This window comes from Paraburkholderia sp. RL17-347-BIC-D (genome assembly GCF_046027915.1).
Lineage (GTDB): Bacteria > Pseudomonadota > Gammaproteobacteria > Burkholderiales > Burkholderiaceae > Paraburkholderia.
In genome coordinates this window covers 154,256-177,082 of sequence record NZ_JARESS010000017.1, presented here as the reverse complement: position 1 = coordinate 177,082, position 22,827 = coordinate 154,256, and the positions used below count along the sequence as shown (strand labels likewise).

Sequence of the window (22,827 nt, the reverse complement as noted above, 5' to 3'; positions counted from 1 at the left end):
TGCGCATTCCGCGTGAGTGACAAGGCAGTCATACCTCCCGCCTCGCGCTACGCACTCGCCGGAAGAGTCCGGCGGAATCCGGTGGATTCGCTTGTGCGCGAGCGGGCCGTCGGCCTCGGGGAAACGCCGAAAAACATGACGGGATTGCGCCGCATGCCGTGACGCCGCACGGAGAGCGAACGCCGGGCGATCGCACCGCAGGTTGATGAAGTACCGCGACGGCGCGCGCAGCGCTGCCGGAAGAATGACTGCCTTGTCACTCACGCGGAATGCGCGAGAACACAGATTCCAGATGCACCACTACCGCGACTGCGCGAGGGACCCGCTTATAGGCTGGCGGTGTGAAGCCGCTTTCTTTGCCTACTTTCTTTGCGGCAAGCAAAGAAAGTAGGTGCCGCCCCGCACAGGGGCAACGCTAATAGACCACCGTGAATTCAAGGAAAGGCCAACTCAGCAAGCACTCCACCCCACCAGCGCCCCGCGCAAAAAACCAAATGGTTGGCGAACCGACCCTATAGGTGTATAACTAGAACCTATCGAATTCATCGCACTGATTGGTCCCCTAATGACGCTCACCGAATTGAAATACATCGTCGCGGTCGCCCGCGAGCGGCACTTCGGCCGGGCCGCCGAAGCGTGTTTCGTCAGCCAGCCGACGCTGTCGGTGGCGATCAAAAAGCTTGAAGACGAGCTCAACGTCCAGATCTTCGAGCGCGGCACCAGCGAAGTGAGTGTCACGCCGATCGGCGAACAGATCGTCACGCAAGCTCAACGCGTTCTCGAGCAGACGCTCGCCATCAAGGAAATCGCCAAACAAGGCAAAGACCCGCTGGTCGGGCCGCTGCGCCTGGGCGTCATCTATACGATCGGGCCGTACCTGCTGCCCACGCTCGTCAAACAGATGATCAAGCGCGTCCCGCAAATGCCCTTGATGCTGCAGGAAAATTACACGCTCAAGCTGATCGAACTGCTCAAGCAAGGCGAAATCGACGTCGCCATCATGGCGCTGCCGTTTCCGGAAACGGGCCTGATGCTGCGCCCGCTGTACGACGAGCCTTTTGTGGTCGCCTTGCCGTCCGGTCACGCTTGGGAAAACCGCCTGAAAATCGACGCCGACGATCTGAAGCAGGAAACCATGCTGCTGCTCGGCAGCGGTCACTGCTTCCGCGACCACGTGCTGGGCGTTTGCCCGGAGTTGATGCGCTTTTCGCAAAACGCGGACGGTATCCAGAAGACCTTCGAAGGGTCGTCGCTGGAAACCATCCGTCACATGGTCGCGAGCGGTGTCGGCATTACCGTGCTGCCGCGCATGTCGGTGCATGAAGTCAAGCCGCACGCCGGCGGCATCGATTCGGGGCTGCTCAGCTACGTCGCTTTCGACGAACCCGTGCCGGATCGTCGCGTCGTGCTGGCCTGGCGCAAGAGCTTCACGCGCATGCCCGCCATCGAGGCCATTTGCGACGCCATCAGCTCCTGCGATCTGGCGGGTGTCAAGAAGCTCGATTTGCCGGTCGCCGTCAACTAACCAGCGCACCGAGAAGCCGGCTCGCTGCGCACACGTCCAGCGACCGGCCTGGCGCCCGCCCGAGGCGCCGATAGCCACAAGTCCTATCGAATAGATAAAATTAATCAAAAGCAGTATTTAGATAGTGTTGTTATAGTTTCCTCCATGGATCGCCTGATCCCATAAGACCCAGAGGAAGCCATGACGCAATCCAAGCCGCAACAAATCCACGCCTTCATCGCTCAATCGGCCGTCGTGCCGCGCGGTTTTGTCGCGTCGATGCTCAGCGTGCGTACCGTCGCGTTGTCCCTGCTGGTCGATCGGGCCCTGTCCGCATAACGCATGAGCCTCTGGCATCTGTGCGCCGCGCCGCTCCCCACAATCTGTTTCGATAAAAGCCAACCAGGAGTCACGCATGACCGAACGTAAGCTCACCAGTGCCGCCGGCGCACCCGTCGCCGACAACCAGAATTCGATGACCGCCGGCTCACGCGGTCCGGTTGTTCTGCAAGACGTCTGGCTGCTTGAAAAACTCGCTCACTTCGATCGTGAAGTGATTCCGGAACGCCGTGTCCACGCCAAAGGTTCGGGCGCATTCGGCACGCTGAAGGTGACGCACGATATCTCGCGCTACACGAAGGCGAAGGTGTTCGCGCAAGTCAGCAAGGAAACGCCGCTCTTCATGCGCTTTTCGACGGTGGCCGGCGAGCGCGGCGCAGCCGACGCCGAACGCGACGTGCGTGGCTTCTCGATCAAGTTCTACACGGAAGAAGGCAACTGGGACGTGGTCGGCAACAATACGCCGGTGTTCTTTATCCGCGATCCGCTGAAGTTTCCGGACTTCATCCACACGCAAAAGCGCGACCCGTACACCAACATGCGCAGCAATGTCGCGGCGTGGGATTTCTGGTCGCGTCATCCGGAGTCGCTGCATCAGGTGACGATTCTGATGAGCGACCGCGGCATTCCGCAGAATTACCGGCAGATGCACGGCTTCGGCTCGCACACGTATTCGTTCATCAACGCCGACAACGAGCGTTTCTGGGTGAAGTTCCATTTCAAGTCGATGCAAGGCATGGAGAACTTCACCGACGCCGAAGCGGCACAAGTGGTGGCGCAAGACCGCGAAAGCGCGCAACGCGATCTGGTCGGCAACATCGACGCGGGCAACTTCCCGAAGTGGCGTTTCGCGATTCAGGTGATGCCGGAAGCGCAAGCCGCGACGTATCGCTTCAATCCGTTCGACATCACGAAAGTGTGGTCGCAGAAGGACTATCCGTTGATCGACGTCGGCACGATCGAGCTGAATCGCAACGCACAGAACTATTTCGCGGACGTGGAGCAGGCGGCGTTCACGCCGGCCAACGTGGTGCCGGGTATCGGTTTCTCGCCGGATCGTCTGTTGCAGGGCCGTCTGTTCTCGTACGGCGACACGCAGCGCTATCGCCTCGGCATCAATCATCACCAGATTCCGGTGAATGCAGCGCGCGTGCCGAGCCCGCATTCGTTCCATCGCGACGGCGCGATGCGCACGGACGGCAACCTCGGCGGCAACGTGAATTACGAGCCGAACCGCTTCGGCGATTTCGCGCAGGACGCCAACGCGTCCGAGCCGCCGCTCGCGGCGGGCGCTGTGGATCGCTACGATCATCGCCTGGACGACGACTACTACACGCAGCCAGGTATGTTGTTTGCGCTCTTCGATGCAACTCAGCGCGAGCGTCTGTTCGGCAACATCGCACGCCATATCAACGGTGTGCCGCAGGAGATCGTTGCGCGTCAGATCGAGCATTTCCGTCGCGCCGACCCGGCTTACGCGGAAGGCGTGATCGCGGCGATGGCCAACCTCGCGGAACGCAATAAGAAGTAAACAGCAATTGCGCAGTAGAAGTCATGCAGCAAAGCGGGGCGCATCTGCGTCCCGCTGGTACCGATACGAACTGAAGGAGCACGATCATGACGCAGATGATGATAGCCGCGCTGGGCGGCACGTCAGCCGCAAACAGCGCGCGACCGCGCGCATTGTTGGCGCGCACGGCGGTGGGCTTTGCGATCTTCGCGAGCGGAGTCGCAGTGATCGTCGCGCAGGCGCTGCAACACGCGCTCGGCGGCTGATCCAAGCCGCCGCCGTGATGCGGCAAGTGGCCACGCGTCATACGAACGCAGCAGTTTTCCAGGCTAAACTGTCGAGCGTTCGAGCTGTCGAGTTTGCTATCCGCAGACCGTCACTTTGCCGACCGGTTCGTATCACTCTTCAAAGGAGTCATCATGGCCAAAAAAGAAGCCGCAGCAGCCGTACAGCACGTCAATATCGGGATCAGCGACAAGGATCGCAAGAAGATTGCAGAAGGTCTGTCGCGCCTGCTCGCCGACACCTATACGCTGTACCTGAAGACCCACAACTTCCACTGGAACGTGACGGGTCCGATGTTCAATACGCTGCACCTCATGTTCGAAACGCAGTACAACGAGCTCGCGCTGGCGGTCGATTCGATCGCTGAACGGATTCGCGCGCTGGGCGTGCATGCACCGGGCAGCTACAAGGATTTCGCCAAGCTGTCGTCGATTCCGGAAGCGGACGGCGTGCCGGCCGCGGAAGAAATGATCCGCCAGTTGGTGGAAGGTCAGGAAGCCGTCGTGCGTACCGCACGCGCGATTTTCCCGTCGACGGAAGCCGCCAACGACGAGCCGACCGCCGACCTGCTGACACAACGCATGCAAACGCACGAAAAGACCGCGTGGATGCTGCGCTCGATGCTCGCTTAAGCATTAGCGCGCAAGGCGTCACGTTTCGACGTACCCGTCTGCGTCTTCGGTAAAGTGCGACACCAACAAAGCCTCCCTGCACGGGAGGCTTTGTTTTTTTCAGCGCCGGCTCGGTCAGTCCTGCCCGCTCGGAAGCGACCCGTCGTCCGCTTCCCGTAAAATAGCCGCACCGTCTTCGCACTTTCACCGACTCCGCCCATGTTCGCCCGACTTCCCCTGTATTTGCGCCTCGTGCGCATGGACAAGCCGATCGGCAGCCTGCTGCTGCTGTGGCCGACGCTCAACGCGCTGTGGATCGCCTCCGACGGTCATCCGACGTGGCCGCTGCTGGTGATTTTCATCGTGGGCACGGTGCTGATGCGCTCGGCGGGCTGCGCGATCAACGATTACGCAGATCGCGACTTCGATCGCTACGTGAAGCGCACGGAGAATCGTCCGATCACGTCGGGCAAGATCAAGGCGTGGGAAGCCGTGGCGCTGGCGGCCGCGTTGTCGTTGCTGGCGTTTCTGCTGATCCTGCCGCTGAATACGCTGACCAAGGAACTCTCGGTGGCGGCGCTTTTCGTCGCCGGTTCGTATCCTTTCACCAAGCGGTTCTTCGCGATTCCGCAGGCGTATCTGGGGATCGCGTTCGGCTTCGGCATTCCGATGGCGTTCGCCGCGATACAGGACCACGTGCCGTTGCTCGCGTGGGTGATGCTGCTGGCCAATGTGTTCTGGTCGGTGGCGTACGACACTGAATACGCGATGGTCGACCGTGACGACGACGTCAAGATCGGTATCCGCACGTCGGCGCTGACGTTCGGCCGCTTCGATGTGGCGGCGATCATGATCTGCTACGCGGTGACGCTGGGGATTTACGTCGGTATCGGCGTGCTGCTCGGCTTCGGCGTGCTGTACTGGCTGGGATGGGCGGCGGCCGCGGGCTGCGCGATCTATCACTACACGCTGATCCGCGACCGTGAACGGATGGCGTGCTTCGCCGCGTTCCGGCATAACAACTGGCTGGGCGGCGCGCTGTTCGTCGGCATCGCCGCGCATTACGCGGTGGGGTCGTTTTAGTTTTGTTGCGCGGTTTTACGCTGGTTTTGCGTTTCTATTGAGCAGGCGGCGCTGCGGCTTGAATCGAAGCGCTACGGCCTTCAAGTTTTACTGCGCTACATTCTTCGCGCTTGCGGCGCAGTAGGCACCGCGCTCGGTCTTTTGCGCGGCATTTACGCTGGCTTTGCGTTTCTATCGGCGGGTGTCGCCGTGGCCTGAATGGAAGTGCTACCGCGGTCAGTTCTGCCGCGCTACTTACTTCGCGTCCGGCGCCGTAGACGCCGCGCCGGTTCGAATCGCAGCGCGGCGTGCCACAACGTGCTCCCCTTCCTGAAATTTCCCGACTTCCTCGCGCCGCGCGAGCGCGCTCACTGCTTGCCGAACTCGTCCCCCATTTCCTTGGCGCGCGCATCGGCGGCGAGCACGCCGTGCACGATCGCATCCTTGATGCCGCTCGCGTCGAACGACGCAAGCGCCGCCGCCGTCGTGCCGCCTTTGGATGTCACACGTTCGCGCAGCACGCTCGGCGGCTCGTCGGAATTCGCCGCCAGTTGCGCCGCGCCGGTGAAGGTCGCCACGGCCAGCGCGCGACCCTGCGCTTCATCCATGCCGAGCTGGCGGGCGGCTTCCTGCAACGCCTCGATGAAATAGAACACGTAGGCCGGTCCGCTGCCCGAGATCGCGGTGACGGCGTCGATTTTCGCTTCGTCGTCGAACCAGACCGTTTCGCCTACCGCCCCCAGCACTTGCGATGCGAGCGCGCGCCCCGCTTCGTCGACGCTGCCGGTCGCCACCAGTCCCGTCACGCCCATGCCGATCAGCGCCGGCGTATTCGGCATGACGCGCACGATACGGTTGTGGCCATTCAGCCAGCGCGACATGTCGCTCATGCGAATACCCGCGACGATACTCACCGCCAGTTGCGATGCATTCAGATGCGGCGCCACCGCCTCGGCGACGCTTTTCAGAATCTGCGGCTTCACCGCCAGCACGACGGCGTCGTACGCGGCGAGCGCGGCATCCGCGGCGGCGCCGGTCTTGATGCCGAATTGCTGCTCGTTGCGCTTGCGCGCGTCTTCGTTGGGATCGATTGCGTAGAGGTCAGCGGGTGCGACGCCACGCTTGATGAGGCCGCCGATCAACGCGGCAGCCATGTTGCCACCGCCGATAAAAGCAATTTTCATGATGTTCCGAAGGAAGTGCCGTGAGGAGCCCAAAGAGCCTGAAAAGGCCCGCAAGGGTCAGTTAGAGTAATCTCGCGCGCCGAAGATCGCAGTGCCGACGCGCACGATCGTCGCGCCTTCCAGCACGGCGGCCTCGAGGTCGCTCGACATGCCCATGGACAGCGTGTCGAGTTCGAGTCCGTCGTTGCACAGACGCTCGAACAGTTCGCGCAAGTGCCGATGCGGCACACGTTGTTCGTCGATGCCGCCGGCGGGCTCGGGAATCGCCATCAGGCCGCGCAAATTCAGCTTCGGCAGGGCGGCGATCGCCTGCGCGACTTCCACCGCCTCGGGAACGCTCACGCCGCTCTTCGACGTCTCGCCGCTGATGTTGACCTGCAGGCACACGTTGAGCGGCGGCAAATTATCGGGACGCTGCTCCGAGAGCCGCTGCGCGATCTTCAACCGATCGACCGAATGCACCCAATCGAACTGCTCGGCGACCGGCCGCGTCTTGTTCGATTGCAACGGACCGATGAAGTGCCATTCGAGCGTAGCGCGCAGATCGGCGAGCGTCTCGATCTTGGTGAGGGCTTCCTGCACGTAGTTTTCACCGAATGCGCGCTGGCCGGCGTTGTAGGCGGCGCGTACGTCTTCGGCGGGGAAGGTCTTGGAGACCGCGAGCAGATGGACCGAACGCGTATCGCGTCCGGCCACATGCGCGGCCATGGCGATGCGCTGCTGCACCGCCTCGAGGTTGTGAATCAGATCGGGCATGTCGGAACCGGAAGTCCAGCGAGAGTCGATTACCCGATTATACGGACAGCATGTGCTCGACCAGTTCGATCCAGTGCGCGACCGGCGTCGACGTGCCGCTTTGCAGATGCGCAATGCAGCCGACGTTCGCCGACACGATCACCTGCGGCTCCTGCGCCTGCAGCCGCTCGAGCTTCTGATCGCGCAGCGCATACGAGAGCTTGGGCTGCGTCAGCGAGTAGGTGCCGGCCGAGCCGCAGCACAGATGATTGTCGGCGGGCAGACGCACTTCGACACCCAGCGCGGTCAGCAAATGCTCGACCTTGCCGCGTATCTGCTGACCATGCTGCAGCGTGCAAGGCGGATGAAACGCCACGGTGTGCACCGAGCGGCGGCGCGTGACCGAGATCAGCGCTTCTTCGAACTCCGGCAGGATTTCCGCGACGTCGCGCGTCAATTCCACCACGCGGCGCGCCTTTTCCGCATACGCCGGATCATGCCGCAACAAGTGCGCGTATTCCTTGACCGTCGCGCCGCAGCCGGACGCGTTCATGACGATCGCCTCCACGCCCTGTTCGACGTAGGGCCACCATGCGTCGATGTTGGCGCGCAGGTCGTCGAGCGCTTCGTCGTTGTAGCCCAGATGCAGACGGATCGCGCCGCAGCAGCCCGCATCCGGCGCGATCAGCATTTCGACACCGAGCGCGTCGAACACGCGCGCGGTGGCGATGTTGACGTTCGGCATCATCGACGGTTGCACGCAACCCGCCAGCATCAGCATCTTGCGCGGATGTTTGGCGGTCGGCCATTCGAGCGGACGCTGCCGCGCCGGCACTTTGTCGCGCAGCTTCTTGGGCAGCAACGGGCGAAAATGCTGGCCGATCCGCATGGTCGGCGTGAACAGTGCGCTGTTCGGCACGAAGCTCGCGAGCATGCGGCGCATCACCCGTTGACTGAATGGGCGCGTGACTTTTTCTTCGGTGATCTTGCGGCCGATTTCCACCAGCCGGCCATATTGCACGCCGGACGGGCAGGTCGTTTCGCAGTTTCGGCAGGTCAGGCACCGGTCGAGATGGATCTGGGTGCTGCGCGTGACCGGCGCGCCTTCGACCATCTGCTTGATCAGATAGATCCGTCCGCGTGGGCCGTCGAGTTCGTCGCCGAGTATCTGATACGTCGGACAGGTGGCGGTGCAGAAACCGCAATGCACGCAATTGCGCAGGATGCCGTCGGCTTCGTCGCCGTCGGGCGTGTTGCGAATGAAGTCCGCGAGGTTGGTTTGCATCGCGTCGCTCAGAAGTCGGGGTAGAGACGGCCGCGATTGAAGATGCGGGCCGGGTCGAAAGCGGTTTTCAGGCCGCGATGGATTTTCATTAGCGGCGCGGGCAGCGGGGTGAATACGCCGGCGCCGCGGTCGTAGCCGTGGCCGGTGCGGAAGATCGTGGCGTGGCCGCCGGCCTGCTTGGCGCTGATGCGCACGGTCTGCGCGTCGGTGTCGGTGATCCACCAGCGCTGGCCGCCGCCCCATTCCATGAGTTGCGCGCCGGGCAGTTGCAGCGGCTCCGTGATCGAAGGCAGCGCAAGGCGCCACAGTGCGGCCCGCGGCGGAATGGCGGCGAAGAACGAGTCGGTCTGTTCGCGCAGGCCCGCCCAGAAGCGTTCGGCTTCAACCGCATCGACGACTTCGCCGCCGAGCGCCATCTTCGCCGACTTGACTGCGGCCTCGGCGCCGGCGAGGCGCACGGCCAGCGTGCCATGGCGCCAGGCACTCGCGGTAATCGGCAGCGGGCGGCCGCCCCATTCGTTGAGCTTACGGACCGCGTCGGTGCCGTTCATGTCGAATTTGAGCGTGGCTTCGGCCTGCGGCAACGGCAGTACCTTGATCGACAGTTCGAGGATCAGTCCCAGGGTGCCGAGCGAGCCGGCCATCAGGCGCGAGACGTCATAGCCCGCGACGTTCTTCACCACCTGGCCGCCGAAATGCAGCTTCTGCCCCTGGCCGTTCATGATGACGGCGCCGAGCACGAAGTCGCGCGCCGCGCCGGCCGATGGGCGGCGCGGACCGGCGATACCCGCCGCGATGCAGCCGCCGAAGGTGGCCTGCGGCCCGAAGTGCGGCGGCTCGAAGGCGAGCATCTGATGATGGTCGGTGAGCGCGGCCTCGATCTCCAGCAGGGGCGTGCCCGCGCGCGCGGTAATGACCAGCTCTGCCGGATCGTACGCGATGATGCCGCGATAAGCGCGCGTGTCGAGGATGTCACCTTCCAGCGTCTGACCGTACCAGTCTTTGGTGCCGCCGCCACGGATGCGCAACGCGCGCCCCTCGGCGCTGGCCGAACGCACACGTTCCGACCACACGGCGACGATGTCGTCCTCTTCCATGGTGTCCTGCTTCGTTGTGTTTCGTTTGATTGTACCGGGCGGGGGCCCGCTGGCAACCAGGAGCGGACCCGCATCGGGTAATCAGGGTGAGAGCAGGAAAACCGGCGCCCACGCGAGCTATGCGTGATGCGTCGGCGGGCACGGCACAGCGTTAAAACCGCGGCAGCTCTGGATGCGGTAGCAAGCCACCGCGCACGTGCATCTTGCCGTATTCGGCGCAGCGTGCCCGCGTGGGAATGCCTTTATCGGGGTTGAGCAGGCCGGGTGCGTCGAAAGCCCGCTTGACCGCGTGGAACGCGTCGCGCTCTTCGGGCGAAAACTGCACGCACATCGAATTGATCTTCTCGATGCCGACGCCGTGCTCGCCGGTCACCGTGCCGCCCAGTTCGACGCACGTTTCGAGGATGTCGGAACCGAACGCTTCGGCCCGGTGCCACTCGTCCTGGTCGTTGCCGTTGAACAGGATCAGCGGATGCATGTTGCCGTCTCCCGCATGGAATACGTTGATGCAGCGCAAGTTGTAGGTCTTCTCCATCGCCTCGATGCGCGCCAGCAGCGGCCCGATACTGCGGCGCGGCACCGTGCCGTCCATGCAGTAATAGTCGGGTGAAATGCGCCCGGCGGCCGGGAATGCATTCTTGCGGCCGGACCAGAAGCGCAAGCGCTCGTTCTCCGAGCGGGAAATCTGGATGCGGGTGGCGCCCTGTTCGCGCAGCACCGCGGTCATGCGCACGATTTCATCGGCGACTTCTTCGGGCGTGCCGTCCGATTCGCACAGCAGGATGGCCGCCGCTTCGAGATCGTAGCCCGCGTTGACGAATTCCTCGACGGCGCGCGTGGCCGGCTTGTCCATCATCTCCAGCCCCGCCGGAATGATGCCCGCCGCAATGATGCCGGCGACCGCGTCGCCGCCTTTCACGACGTCGTCGAAACTGGCCATGATGACCTGCGCCGTTTGCGGTTTCGGGATCAGCTTGACGGTGACTTCGGTAACGATCGCAAACATGCCCTCGCTGCCGATCAGCACGGCCAGCAGATCGAGACCGGGCGCGTCAGGGGCGAGAGAGCCGAACTCGACGATTTCGCCTTCCATGGTCACGGCGCGCACGCGCATCACGTTATGCACCGTGAGGCCGTATTTGAGGCAGTGGACGCCGCCGGAATTCTCCGAGACATTGCCGCCGATCGTGCAGGCGATCTGCGATGACGGGTCCGGCGCGTAATACAAACCGTAAGGTGCGGCGGCTTCCGAGATGGACAGGTTGCGCACACCCGGCTGCACCGTGGCGGTCCGCGCGTACGAGTCGACCTCGACGATCTTGCGGAAGCGCGCAAGCGATACCACCACGCCGTGCCGGATCGGCATGGCGCCGCCGGACAGACCGGTGCCCGCGCCGCGCGGCACGAGCGGCACGTCGAGGCGATGGCAGATCTGCACGATGCGCTGCACCTGCGATTCCGTCTCCGGCAACGCGACCGCGAGCGGTAGACGCCGGTAGGCCGCGAGACCGTCGCATTCGTAGGCGACGGTGTCTTCTTCGCGATACAGCAAACAATGGGTCGGCAATACGGCCATCAGCGCCTGCACGACTTCGCGCTGGCGCTGGGCGAGTACTTCGGCCGTCAGTTCAGCGGGTGCGTTCATGTGACTTGTCTCCTCGTGCCTTTCAAGTCCAACGCGGCTGGTTCTCTCATGCAGCCGCGCCTGAATACGCGTCATGCTGCCCAGGTGAAGATCTTGCCCGGGTTCATCAGATTGTGCGGATCGAGCGCGTGCTTGATCGAGCGCATGGTATCCACCGCGACTTCACCGTGCTCTTCGAGCAGGAAGCCCATCTTGTGCAGGCCGACGCCATGCTCGCCCGTGCAGGTGCCGTCCATGCGCAGCGCGCGTTGCACGATGCGATGGTTCAGACGTTCGGCTTCGACGAGCTCTTCCGGCTTGTTGGGATCGATCAGGATCGCGACGTGAAAGTTGCCGTCGCCGACATGGCCGACGATCGGGCAGGGCAGCGGCGACGCTTTCAGATCCTGTTCCGTTTCCTCCACGCATTCCGCGAGACGCGAGATCGGCACGCAGACGTCGGTTGTGACCGCGCGGCAGCCGGGTTTCAGCTGCAGCATGGCGAAATAGGCGTTGTGGCGCGCGTTCCACAGACGGCTGCGGTCCTCCGGACGCGTCGCCCATTCGAAGCCTTCGCCGGCATTCTGCGCGGCGATCTCCTGGACCAGTTCGGCCTGCTCTTTCACGCTCGCCTCGGTGCCGTGGAATTCGAAGAATAGCGTGGGCGCTTCACGCAGCGTCAGATTCGAGTGGCGATTGATCGAGCGGATGGCGAGCGAATCGACGAACTCGACGCGCGCAATCGGCACGCCCATCTGAATCGTTTCGATGACCGCGCGCACCGCATTGCCCATGGACGGGAACGCGCACACGGCTGCCGACACCGCTTCTGGTTGCGGATACAGGCGCACGGTGATTTCCGTGATCACGCCGAGCGTGCCTTCCGAGCCGACGAACATGCGCGTGAGGTCGTAACCCGCGGACGACTTGCGAGCCCGCGTGCCGGTTTTGATCACGCGTCCGTCGGCCAGAACCACGGACAGCCCGAGCACGTTCTCGCGCATCGTGCCGTAGCGCACGGCGTTGGTGCCCGACGCGCGCGTGGCCGACATGCCGCCAATGCTCGCGTCCGCGCCCGGGTCGATCGGGAAGAACAGACCGGTGTCGCGCAATGCCTCGTTCAACTGCTTGCGCGAGATGCCGGGTTCGACCGTGACCGTCAGGTCTTCGGCGTTGATCGACAACACCCGGTTCATTTCCGACAGATCGATCGACACGCCGCCTTGCACGGCGAGCAGATGCCCTTCGAGCGACGAGCCGTTGCCGTAGGGGATGATCGGTACGTTGTACTGGCCGCACAGTTTGACGACGGTTTGCACGTCTTCAGTCGTGCGCGCGAAGACGACGGCATCGGGCAGTTGCGGGTCGAACGGCGATTCGTCGCGGCCATGATGGGTGCGCACGGCTTCGGACACGGACACGCGATCGGCGAAGAGGGCTTTGAGCGCGCTCAGCAACTCGGCGGGAAACGGCCGGCGCAGCGGGGCCGGCGGCACGGGATGATTCACGCATGTCTCCTGGTATTTGGGGCGGTGCTGGTTTGCAGCATGTGTTTCATTTTACGCCGATCACCCGTGGGCCGGCGTTGCAGCCGGCCAGCGCTTCTATAATGGCGGCGACTTCACGATGCGCGCAATATGGATAAACGCGGTGCCTGATGTGCCGCTGCGGATCTATGTCGGGCCATGGCGCGGCGCATCGTCACTGAATGCATGGGAGACTTTATGGGCAACCGTTTGAGCAAGATCGCCACCCGCACGGGCGATGACGGCACCACCGGTCTCGGTGACGGCAGCCGTGTGCGCAAAGACAGCGCGCGCATTGCCGCGATCGGCGACGTGGACGAACTCAACTCGAACCTCGGCGTGCTGCTGTGTGAAACCTTGCCGGACAAGGTGCGGACAGCGCTCGTGACGATCCAGCATGATCTGTTCGACCTCGGCGGCGAGTTGTGCATTCCCGGCCACACGATGATTACCGACCGGCAACTCGCGCAACTCGACGACTGGCTTGCCGACTACAACGCGGCGTTGCCGCCGCTTAAGGAGTTCATTCTGCCCGCTGGCTCGCGTGCGGCCTCGCTTGCGCATGTGTGCCGCACCGTGTGCCGCCGTGCCGAACGGGCGATTGTTGCGTTGGGTGAGCACGAGACTATCAACGCCGCGCCGCGCCAGTATGTGAACCGGCTTTCCGATCTGCTGTTCGTGCTCGCGCGCGTGCTCAATCGCGTGGACGGCGGCACCGATGTGCTGTGGCAACACGAACGCAGCGCAGGCTAAAGCCTGGTAGCCGCTGCAATAGGCGCAAGACCGCGCCACGACGCATGCAGCGTCAGCCGCATTGACGACCCCGTGCGTTAGCCAACCGCCAGCGTGACCGGCTTGCCGATCCGGCTCATCATTTCCACCAGCGTGTCGATGGTGAACTTGGTGGTCTTCTTGTTGACCACGTCGGACACGCGCGGGCGAGACACCATCAGAATCTCGGCCGCCTCGGCCTGCTTCAAATGATGCTGTTCGATCCAGGTGGACAGTTCCGTCATGAGCTGCTCCTTGAGCAGCCGCGTGTCGTTGATCTGTTTTTGCGATGCGGCGTGCAGGCGTTTCGCCTCTTCAGCGGAAAAGCCGAGTTCGAGGAACAGATTGGCGCCCGGCTTGGTTACGTGACGAATTTTGGTGTCGATCGTCATTTGTTAAGTTTTCCTATTGTTAATGATGGCGCGATACCGCGTTTCGGCAATCTTCCTGTCGTGCGGACCGAGCTTTTGCGTTTTCTTCTGGAAGCAATGCAGCACATACAGCGCTTCCACAAACTTGGTCACGTACATGACGCGAAAAATGCCGTCTGCTTCTCTGATTCGAATCTCGCGTGTTCCGGGACCGATCGAGTCGAACGGTTTCCAGTCGTCAGGGTCTAGGCCCGCCTGAATCTCGCTGAGCTGAACCCCCGCTTGACGACGCATTTCCCCGGGAAAGGCGAGTAAATCGTGATAGCTGGAGCCTAGCCAGCGAATTTCTTTTTCCTGCTCCATAGCCGCCTTTCATGTATAAAATGTTATACGTAACATTCATCCCGGTCAAGTCGCATTCGACCCGGCCATGAGTTGTTACGGTACAGAGGCGACTAAAGAAGCACCATTCGTCCGTTCAGCCAACAAAAAGCCCGGCTCATCGAGCCGGGCTCTTCTGTGCATCCACCGCTGCAATCAGCGTGGGTTCAGTTGCCGCTGCCGCGTGCCACACGGCGTTGCTTGACCGCGTCGGCGAGGCCTTCGAGTACGGCGACGCTTTCATCCCAACCGATGCACGCGTCCGTGATGCTCTGGCCGTACGTCAGCGCGCAGCCTTCCTGCAGATCCTGGCGGCCCGCCACCAGATGCGATTCCACCATGACGCCGACAATCCGTTCGTCACCCGAAGCAATCTGGCGGCCGATATCCGCGCACACCGGAATCTGGTTCTCGTGTTTCTTCGAGCTGTTCGCGTGGCTCGCGTCGATCATCAGACGCGCGGCGAGGCCGGCCTTGCCGATGTCCGCGCACGCGGCGTTGACGCTATCCGCGTCGTAGTTCGGCGTCTTGCCGCCACGCAGGATGATGTGGCAGTCCTCATTGCCCGCGGTCGAGACGATTGCCGAGTGGCCGCCCTTGGTGACCGACAGGAAATGATGCGGCTGCGAGGCGGCCTTGATCGCGTCGACGGCGATCTTGACGTTGCCGTCCGTGCCGTTCTTGAAGCCGACCGGGCACGACAGGCCCGAAGCCAGTTCGCGGTGCACTTGGGATTCGGTGGTCCGCGCGCCGATCGCACCCCACGAGATCAGGTCGGCGATGTACTGCGGGCTGATCATGTCGAGGTATTCGGTGCCGGCCGGCAGGCCCAGTTCGTTGATGTGCAACAGCAGCTCGCGCGCGGTGCGCAGGCCGTCGTTGATCTTGAAGCTGTTGTCCATGTGCGGGTCGTTGATGAGACCCTTCCAGCCCACCGTCGTGCGCGGCTTTTCGAAGTACACGCGCATCACGATTTCGAGTTCGCCGGCGAAGCGTTTGCGCTGCTCGATCAGACGCCCCGCGTATTCCATCGCTGCCTTGGTATCGTGAATCGAACACGGTCCGATGATCACGATCAAACGGTCTTCCATGCCGTGCAGAATGCGATGCATCGCGGTGCGCGAGTTGTAGATCACGTCGGACACCGTTTCGTCGCAAGCGAATTCGCGGATCAGGTGAGCGGGCGGTGTGAGTTCTTTCAATTCGCGGATGCGGACATCGTCGGTGTTGTGCGGGGGCATGTTGTTCTCCAATCGGTTCGTAGCGTGTTCGCGCGGGCAATCAGGGTTGCGATGAAGCAGCGATGCCAGAGCGGACGACCATCAAAATTAAAGTTTCAAAGGCATGAGGCGAAAAAAAAACCGCCAGGCTAGCTGGCGGTTTTTCGGGAATTCTCGGTGTCCTGCGTGCACTAACACCCCTCTCGATCCGCCAGCGGTCTGAGATGCCAAAAAAAGTAAAAATAAAACTTGGCGGACATGACGAATGAGGTCGCAGGTCAAAAAGGGTGAGTGACTTTATAACCCGGGCAGGCGGTGCTTGCAAGCCGCGGGGTGCAAAAATGCGGAAAATCCGCATACTTCGCGCAATACGTGCACGAAGTATGCATTTTCAGCCGAATCAGGCCGTGCCGCCGACCGTCATTCTGTCGATCCGCAGCGTGGGTTGGCCGACGCCCACCGGCACGCTCTGGCCTTCCTTGCCGCACACGCCGACGCCCGAATCGAGCTTCATGTCGTTGCCGATCATGCTGACGTACTTGAGCGATTCCGGGCCGCTGCCGATCAGCGTCGCGCCCTTCACCGGGTACGTGACCTTGCCGTTTTCGATCATGTACGCCTCGGACGCGGAGAACACGAATTTGCCGTTGGTGATGTCGACCTGGCCGCCGCCGAAGTTCACCGCATACAGCCCGTTTCTCACGGAAGCGATGATTTCCTGCGGATCCTTGTCGCCGTTGAGCATGTATGTGTTGGTCATGCGCGGCATGGGCAGCGCCGCATACGACTCACGGCGCGCGTTGCCCGTGACCGGCATCTTCATCAGACGCGCGTTCAGCGTGTCCTGGATGTAGCCCTTCAGAATGCCGTCTTCGATCAGCGTGGTGCACTGGGTCGGATTGCCTTCGTCGTCGATATTGAGCGAGCCGCGGCGGTTCGGCAGCGTGCCGTCATCCACCACGGTGACGCCCTTGGCGGCGACCTGCTCGCCGATCCGCCCCGCGAATGCCGACGAACCCTTGCGGTTGAAGTCGCCTTCCAGGCCGTGGCCGATCGCTTCGTGCAGCAGCACGCCGGGCCAGCCCGGTCCGAGCACGACGGTCATCGCGCCGGCCGGAGCGGGGCGCGCGTCGAGGTTCACCAGCGCCGCATGGACGGCGTCGTCGACATAGCCCGACAGCACTTCGTCCGTGAAATAGGCGTAATCGAAGCGGCCACCGCCGCCGCCGCTGCCGATTTCGCGGCGGCCGTTCTGCTCGGCGATCACCGTGACCGAGACACGCACCAGCGGACGAATATCCGCCGCGAAACCGCCGTCGCTGCGCGCGACCAGCACCACGTCGTATTCGCCGGCGAGGCCGGCCATGACCTGCTGGATGCGCGGATCGCGGCCGCGCGCCATCTGTTCGATACGTTCGAGCAGCTTGACCTTGGCCGTCGCGTCGAGCGAATGCAGCGGATCGGCCGGCAGGTACAGATCGCGCCCGGCGATGCCGGTCAGCGACGACGCCACCTTGATCTTCTGCTTGCCGCCGCCCGCCTTGGCGATCGAGCGGGTGGCGAGCGCCGCCTGGCGGATCGCTTCGGGCGACAGGTCGTCCGAATAGGCGAAAGCCGTGCGGTCGCCCGACACGGCGCGCACGCCGACACCCTGGTCGATGCTGAAGCTGCCGGACTTCACGATGCCTTCTTCGAGACTCCACGCTTCGCTGCGCGTGTACTGGAAATACAGGTCCGCGTAGTCGATCTTGTGCGTGAAGATTTCGGCGAGCGTGCGGGTGAGCAGGGATTCGTCGAGACCGTAGGGCGTCAGGAGGATGTCCTTGGCGGTGGCGAGATTACGGATACCGGGTTCGATGATGTTCATGCGAAGTATGTTCTGCTCGATACGAAGGATTCGGTTAGCGCCTCTGTCACACACTATGTGAGTAGGAGACGCCGCAGTTTCAATGTCACGCGGATGGATTTATCAACTGGGTCAGAGGAGTCAACTGAGCACACGATGACGCCAGGCGGGCAGACTCTGTCGCACTTCGTCGATGCGCGCACGCTCGAGATTGCCGGCGACCACGCCTGCGCCTTCGTCGCGCACCGCGACGATTTCGCCCCACGGGTCGATCAGCATGCTGTGGCCCCACGTCCGGCGGCCGTTTTCATGTTTGCCGCCTTGCGCCGCGGCCAGCACGTAACACTGGTTTTCGACCGCCCGGGCGCGCAGCAGCATCTCCCAATGCGCGCGGCCGGTCGTGTAAGTGAACGCCGACGGCACCACGATCAGCGCGCAGTCGCCCATGCGCCGGTACAGCTCCGGAAAGCGCAGATCGTAGCAGACCGACAGGCCGACGCGGCCGAACGGCGCCTCGAAGGTGCGGACCTCGCCGCCGGGGCAGATAGTGCGTGCCTCGTCGAACGATTCCTCGCCCTTTTCGAAGTTGAACAGGTGGATCTTGTCGTAGCGCGCGGCCTCTTTGCCTTGCGGGTCGAACACCAGCGTGGTGTTCAGCACGCGCGAGGCTTCGGGCGACATCAACGGCAGCGTGCCGCCGATCACCCAGATCTGGTGGCGGCGCGCGGCGTCGGCGAGAAAGCGCTGGATCGGACCGTCCTGATAGGGTTCGCGCACGGCGAGTTTGTCCGTATCCTTGAAGCCCATGAAGCAGAAGTATTCAGGCAGCAGGACGAGTTGCGCGCCGTCGGCGGCGGCTTCGGCAATCAGGCGCCCGGCTTCGGCGAGATTGCGCTCGCGATCCGGTGTGCTCACCATTTGCAGCGCAGCGACAGGGAATGCGCTTTCCAGGGAACCGCTGGAGACGGTTGACGAGACGTGTGTTTCGCTCATGAGCGTTTCGAAAAACTCCCGGCAAGGCGGCGGCGCGAATGGCTTGCGCCGCATACGTCGTTCAAGGCTGGCTCGGGCCGCCGGTGCGGCACGGCGCCTGTCTGACCAAACAAAGGGCCGGATGCAGGCTCAGTGCGCGTCCACGGTCGAAGCCGGAGCGTCCATCTTACCGCGATCGCTCTTCACCCGCTCAACGTGCGGTTTCGACCACGAACCGGTGATCGCGTAATCCCGCGCGAACGCGTGCGAGACCGTCTGGCTGAAGGCCACATCGGCCACCAGCGCGCCCAGCCCGAGCAGCGGATTGATGACCGCCGCGGCAATCACACCGGCGCCGGCGCTGACCGTCGGCACGATCCGCACGTGCAGGTCCTGGGTTTCTTGAGCGAGATCGACCGAGCCTTTCATCTCGGCGCGCGCCGGTGCGGTCACCATCTCGAAGTTCTCGGTGCGGCCAATGCCGTTGTGAACCTGCGCGGTGCCGGTGACATGATCAAACGGCAGGCCTTCGCCGATCACGTCGTGGAAATTCATGGTGGCGAAGCGCGCGAGGCTTTGCAGGCTGAGCACTCCCAGCAGCTTGGCGACGCCCGGATCGACCTTGAGAATCTCGCCGTGACGCAGATCGACGGCCAGATTGCCGTTAAAGGTCGGATAGTCGATCTTGGTCGGGCCGCCTTGCCACACCACCTTGCCCGAGAGCGAACCGCTGCCCGCCTTGAGCGTGCGCGGCTGGCCGAAGCGCTCCAGCAGCGCGCCGGCGTCCTTGATATCGAGCTTGAAATCGAACACGGTGCGGCGCGGCGTGGCTTCGTCGGCGCTGTTGCCGAGGCCGGTCGAGGTGCGCCAGTTCGCGGTGGCGGTCAGCGTAGCCGCGGGGTTGGTGATGTCGAGCTTGTCGAGTTGCCAGACCGGCACGCCGTCTTCGTCGAAGTTGTGCGCGTCGACTTCGAGGCGGCCAATGTTGCGGTCGCGCACGATCAACTCGTTGACCACCAGATCGATGGTCGGCATGTTCTGCGCCGGCGCCGAGATTGCCTGGCCGAGCACGTCCTTGTCGGTCGCTGACGGAATCACCACGCGGGCAAAGCGCGCCTGCAGCGTGCCCGGCGACTCTTTCGTCGCGCCCGGCAGCCATGACACATGGCCCGACACCTGGTTCGAGGCGATGTTCGCCTGCCATGTGCGGTCCGTATGCGATGCGCCGACGATCACGCTGTCCCAGTGCCGTTTGAGCAGCGTCAGCGTGTCGATGTGCAACGCGAAGCGGCTCGGCAGGAATTGCGCGACGGTCGGGTTCTGCACAGCCGGCGTCACGGCGGCGGCCGCTTCTTTACTGCGTATTTGCGTGATCAGCGCGCGCCACGCGTCCGCGTCGAATTCGTCCAGGTCGACGGCGGCGATTACCCCTTCGGACGGCAGGTCGGCGGGCTTGTTTACGCCGATTGCGCCGCGCACGACCGTCGGCGTCGTTTTCGGCTGATAGCGCAGCAGATAGGTGGCGGCGACCGGGCCGAAGGTGAGATCGGCGCGCTCGATTCCCGCTTCGCCCGGTGCGGCGGACGGGCTGACGGCGAAACGCAGCGGCATCGGCGTGCCGACCGGCTTGTTGAAAGGCGCGGGGAAGTCGAGCGCGAGGCCGGTCAGATCGGAGTGCGCCTTCACTTCGGGCAGCTGTCCTTTGGCGCCGCGCACGTTGAGCGCGTAGGGCGCGCTGCCGCTCATGTGCGTCAGCACCTGCGCGGCCGGGCCATGCAGGTTGAGGCCGCGTGCGGCGTCGACGGCGATATGGCCGCCGAGGTCGAGCTCATAGGTGCCGTCCTTCTGCAATCCGCCGTTCGCATGCACGTCGCCGCCGAGGAATTGCCCGGAGAGCCGGTCGACCTGCGCCGTGTGCTCGGTGAAATGCACCTTGCCCTTCAGTTGCGACAGCGGCGGCACGTTCTCGACGCTCAGGCGATTGTTCTGGAAGCCGACCGCGCCTTCCACGGCGATGTGCGGCTTCGGCGTACGCGGCACCGTCAGCTGAAGGGCGAGCGACGCCGGCCCTTCGGCGCGCACTTTCTCGGTTTCATGCTTCGCCATGATGCCGAGCGAGCTGGCGTTCACGTAGTCGAGCATGTCGGCGAGCGGCCCGTGGCCATCGCCCTTGATGACGAGGCTCGACGCCTTGGTGCCGAGGTCCTCGATCCTGCCGTTGACGCCGATCAGCGCGACCTGCTTGTAATGCGCCCGGTCGATGTCGAAGCGCAGCACGTTCTGCTTGAGCTCGAACACGCCGTCGATGCCGTCGAGCGCGGGCCACACGTTCGGCGTGCCGTTCCTCATCTTGCGCGGCGGGAATGGCGTCGGATCGAACTTGCCGCCCTTGAACGGCGCAACGATATGGAACTGCCCGGCGCTCGGATCGCGCGAGTAGGGAAATTTGGTGAGATCGCCGTGAATCTCGATGGTCGCGCCGTGCGACATGCCGGCCTGCAAGCCGTGGCCGAGATAGATGCGCAGCTTTTCGCTGATGCTGGTCGGCAAGTAGCGGACGATGCGCGACACCTGCGCGCGCTGGAAGTCGGCTTTCAGATCGAGCGAGCCGCGTCCGTGGCCGGGGTTGCTGTAGTCGGCGGAGGCGGTGGCCGCGGCGTCGGCGTTCGAGACGCCGAAATCGGCCAGCTTCACGGTGAAGGCCGGGCGGTTCTCGCCCGGCGCTTTCGGCGCAATGGTCCAATCGGCGCGGCCATGCAGATGGTCGAGCTTCAGGCGCGGGTCGTCGAACACGCCCGGCAGCGTAATGGCGACGTTGGAGGTGTTGAGCAGGGCGGTGCCGTGGGTCTCGTCGGCATCCACGCTGCCCCACAGATTCTCGATGCCGGGAATGCCAGCGCGCGGGTGATTCAGTGGTGTGAGCCCCGGCGGCGGTTCCTGAGCGGCGATGCTGATACCCTGCAGGTCGCCCTTGAAGCGATAGCGTTCGATCGGCTCGGCGCCGCTCGGGCGGCGGTCGCTGCCTGCTTCGCCGGACTCGGGTTTGCCGCGTTCGACTTCGATCACATAATTGGCGACCAGACCGCGCGGATTGAAGCGCACCAGACTGTTCAGGAGGCGCAGCGGCAGCGGCAACGCGCGGCTGAATTCGGCGAGGATGCCGAGATCGACACGATCGCCGCTCACGCTGACGAGCTGCCCGTGTTGCTGCGAGGCGGTCCGGTAGCGGCTATTGAGCGTGGTGAACGCGAGTGTGCGGGTGAGCGGCGTGCCGTCGTCGAGCGGCGGCTGGCCGAGTTCGGCGTGCAGATTGGTCAGTTGCAGTCTGTAGTCGCCCTGGTCGGCTTCGAGGCGCCACGAGAAATTGGCGATCGGCACCAGCAGCTTCGGCTGGGTCGGACGCACCCGCATGGCGACGTCGGTGCCGGCAAGTTGCCCGCCCGCCGACTTCATGCGCCCGTCGGCGAAGTCGATCCAGATGGCGTTGTCGATACGGCCGGCAAACGTCTCGATCGGGAAATTGACGTAGCGCGCGAGCGTCGGCAGATCGACCGGGCCGGTCGAGACGTACACCTGGCCGGTCCAGTTGATCGGCTTGCCGATCGCGGAGAGCCGCGCGTGTTTGAAGTGCGTGCGGAAATCGATCGGGCCGTGCAGGACCTGGCCGTCGGCGGGCGCCTGCAGCGCAAGGCGGTGATCGTAGCCGTCGTTCAGAATCGCGATGCGGATGTCGCGCAGCGCCAACTCCGGCGCGTCATGCTGCGCATCGCGCCAGCGCAGCGCGCCGCCGCGCACCACGATCGCCTGCTGACGCAGTAGCCAGGTGGACAAGGTGTCGTTGCCGCTGTGGCGAGTCGGCACCGGCACGCCCGCCACCGAAAGCACGCCGTCGCTGCTGCGCGACACCAGCACGTCCGGCTGATCGACGATCAGGCTGGACAGCGCGGGATGAAACTGCCAGAGCGACTTCCACGAGAGCGCGGCGGTGGCGTGCGGGATGGTCAGCGCGGCTTTGCCGTCGTGGTCGCGGATTACGAGGTCGGTGACGTCGAGACCCGGCTGGAAGCCGCTCCAATGCGGCGCGAGCTTGCCGATGGTGAACTGCGTGTGCAGCTTTTCGGAGATGGCGGCTTCGATGCGCGGCCGGAACGAATCGATCCGCGGCAGGACCACGTAGCGCAAGCCGAGAAACAGACCCGTCGCAATGAAGTACAGGACGAGCGCGAGCGCGAGGACCACGTGCAAGGTCCGACGCAGCACGATGTGGTCGCGTCCGCTCACAGGCCGGACCTGCGCAGTTTCGTGCTGGTCGGCGGATTCGTTTCGCTCGGACATGCTGCGGCGGGAGGGCGTATGGTAGTTTTGCGAATTAACGACGAAATGTAACACACGGGAAAGCGTAGGCGGACCTCCTGCAAACCCTGTCTGCATGCCGTCTCGCGACTTGCGCGAGGCTGCCGCACCCCTGTGCTACTGCGAACTGAACCACGCTGATCAAGCAACG

The 22,827-nt window shown here is 63.6% G+C and carries 19 protein-coding genes; 7 read left to right on the top strand and 12 right to left on the bottom strand.

Annotated features, from left to right (window positions below):
• Positions 1-565: 565 nt before the first annotated feature.
• The 6 genes from P0D96_RS23450 (at position 566) to ubiA (ending at position 5,332) form a co-directional block, all read left to right on the top strand.
• Entirely contained in the window at positions 566-1,525 is a 960-nt protein-coding gene (locus P0D96_RS23450; protein ID WP_132376015.1) for a LysR substrate-binding domain-containing protein, read from the top strand.
• 180 nt (positions 1,526-1,705) lie between these two features.
• The gene (locus P0D96_RS23445; RefSeq protein WP_408178882.1) at positions 1,706-1,843 is read left to right on the top strand and encodes a hypothetical protein; all 138 of its coding nucleotides are present in this window, start codon (positions 1,706-1,708) and stop codon (positions 1,841-1,843) included.
• A gap of 76 nt (positions 1,844-1,919) precedes the next feature.
• Complete coding sequence (locus P0D96_RS23440; protein ID WP_408315498.1) at positions 1,920-3,374, top strand: catalase; 1,455 nt, start codon at positions 1,920-1,922, stop codon at positions 3,372-3,374.
• Between the two features lie 86 nt (positions 3,375-3,460).
• On the top strand, positions 3,461-3,619 hold the full coding sequence (locus tag P0D96_RS23435; protein WP_408315496.1) for a hypothetical protein: 159 nt from the start codon (positions 3,461-3,463) through the stop codon (positions 3,617-3,619).
• Positions 3,620-3,772: 153 nt separating this feature from the next.
• Positions 3,773-4,270 (top strand): Dps family protein, encoded by a 498-nt coding sequence (locus tag P0D96_RS23430; protein ID WP_132376013.1) that lies wholly within the window; start codon positions 3,773-3,775, stop codon positions 4,268-4,270.
• A 198-nt stretch (positions 4,271-4,468) separates the two neighbouring features.
• Complete coding sequence (gene ubiA / locus P0D96_RS23425) at positions 4,469-5,332, top strand: 4-hydroxybenzoate octaprenyltransferase (RefSeq protein WP_408283440.1); 864 nt, start codon at positions 4,469-4,471, stop codon at positions 5,330-5,332.
• Positions 5,333-5,679: 347 nt separating this feature from the next.
• On the opposite strand, the gene proC is transcribed toward ubiA, so the two are convergent.
• The 6 genes from proC to P0D96_RS23395 form a co-directional block, all read right to left on the bottom strand.
• On the bottom strand, positions 5,680-6,495 hold the full coding sequence (proC, locus tag P0D96_RS23420; RefSeq protein ID WP_408283437.1) for a pyrroline-5-carboxylate reductase: 816 nt from the start codon (positions 6,493-6,495) through the stop codon (positions 5,680-5,682).
• A 57-nt stretch (positions 6,496-6,552) separates the two neighbouring features.
• On the bottom strand, positions 6,553-7,251 hold the full coding sequence (locus P0D96_RS23415; protein WP_408283434.1) for a YggS family pyridoxal phosphate-dependent enzyme: 699 nt from the start codon (positions 7,249-7,251) through the stop codon (positions 6,553-6,555).
• Positions 7,252-7,288: 37 nt separating this feature from the next.
• A complete protein-coding gene (gene glcF, locus P0D96_RS23410) occupies positions 7,289-8,515 on the bottom strand; it encodes a glycolate oxidase subunit GlcF (RefSeq protein WP_408315494.1) in 1,227 nt (408 codons plus the stop codon).
• Between the two features lie 8 nt (positions 8,516-8,523).
• Positions 8,524-9,612 carry a glycolate oxidase subunit GlcE gene (glcE, locus tag P0D96_RS23405; RefSeq protein ID WP_408178875.1) on the bottom strand — a complete coding sequence of 363 codons (1,089 nt, stop codon included), beginning with the start codon at positions 9,610-9,612 and terminating at the stop codon, positions 8,524-8,526.
• Positions 9,613-9,763: 151 nt separating this feature from the next.
• Positions 9,764-11,257, bottom strand: a complete 1,494-nt coding sequence (locus tag P0D96_RS23400; protein WP_408315492.1) for an FAD-linked oxidase C-terminal domain-containing protein — start codon at positions 11,255-11,257, stop codon at positions 9,764-9,766.
• Between the two features lie 71 nt (positions 11,258-11,328).
• Positions 11,329-12,744, bottom strand: coding sequence for an FAD-linked oxidase C-terminal domain-containing protein (locus tag P0D96_RS23395; RefSeq protein ID WP_408178873.1), 1,416 nt, complete (start codon positions 12,742-12,744; stop codon positions 11,329-11,331).
• A gap of 216 nt (positions 12,745-12,960) precedes the next feature.
• Here P0D96_RS23395 and P0D96_RS23390 point away from each other — a divergent pair, with 216 nt between their 5' ends.
• Positions 12,961-13,515 (top strand): cob(I)yrinic acid a,c-diamide adenosyltransferase, encoded by a 555-nt coding sequence (locus tag P0D96_RS23390; protein ID WP_132376005.1) that lies wholly within the window; start codon positions 12,961-12,963, stop codon positions 13,513-13,515.
• A 77-nt stretch (positions 13,516-13,592) separates the two neighbouring features.
• Here the strand turns inward: P0D96_RS23390 and P0D96_RS23385 are convergent, their stop codons facing one another.
• From P0D96_RS23385 to P0D96_RS23360, 6 genes are all read right to left on the bottom strand, one after another.
• Entirely contained in the window at positions 13,593-13,925 is a 333-nt protein-coding gene (locus tag P0D96_RS23385) for a helix-turn-helix domain-containing protein (RefSeq protein WP_116142847.1), read from the bottom strand.
• 3 nt (positions 13,926-13,928) lie between these two features.
• Complete coding sequence (locus tag P0D96_RS23380; protein ID WP_408178872.1) at positions 13,929-14,267, bottom strand: type II toxin-antitoxin system RelE/ParE family toxin; 339 nt, start codon at positions 14,265-14,267, stop codon at positions 13,929-13,931.
• Positions 14,268-14,452: 185 nt separating this feature from the next.
• Positions 14,453-15,526, bottom strand: a complete 1,074-nt coding sequence (gene aroG / locus P0D96_RS23375; RefSeq protein ID WP_408315489.1) for a 3-deoxy-7-phosphoheptulonate synthase AroG — start codon at positions 15,524-15,526, stop codon at positions 14,453-14,455.
• Positions 15,527-15,905: 379 nt separating this feature from the next.
• A complete protein-coding gene (gene tldD, locus P0D96_RS23370; RefSeq protein ID WP_408315487.1) occupies positions 15,906-17,372 on the bottom strand; it encodes a metalloprotease TldD in 1,467 nt (488 codons plus the stop codon).
• A gap of 120 nt (positions 17,373-17,492) precedes the next feature.
• Entirely contained in the window at positions 17,493-18,344 is an 852-nt protein-coding gene (locus P0D96_RS23365) for a carbon-nitrogen hydrolase family protein (protein WP_408283420.1), read from the bottom strand.
• A gap of 129 nt (positions 18,345-18,473) precedes the next feature.
• A complete protein-coding gene (locus P0D96_RS23360) occupies positions 18,474-22,658 on the bottom strand; it encodes a YhdP family protein (protein WP_408283417.1) in 4,185 nt (1,394 codons plus the stop codon).
• Positions 22,659-22,827 lie beyond the last annotated feature (169 nt).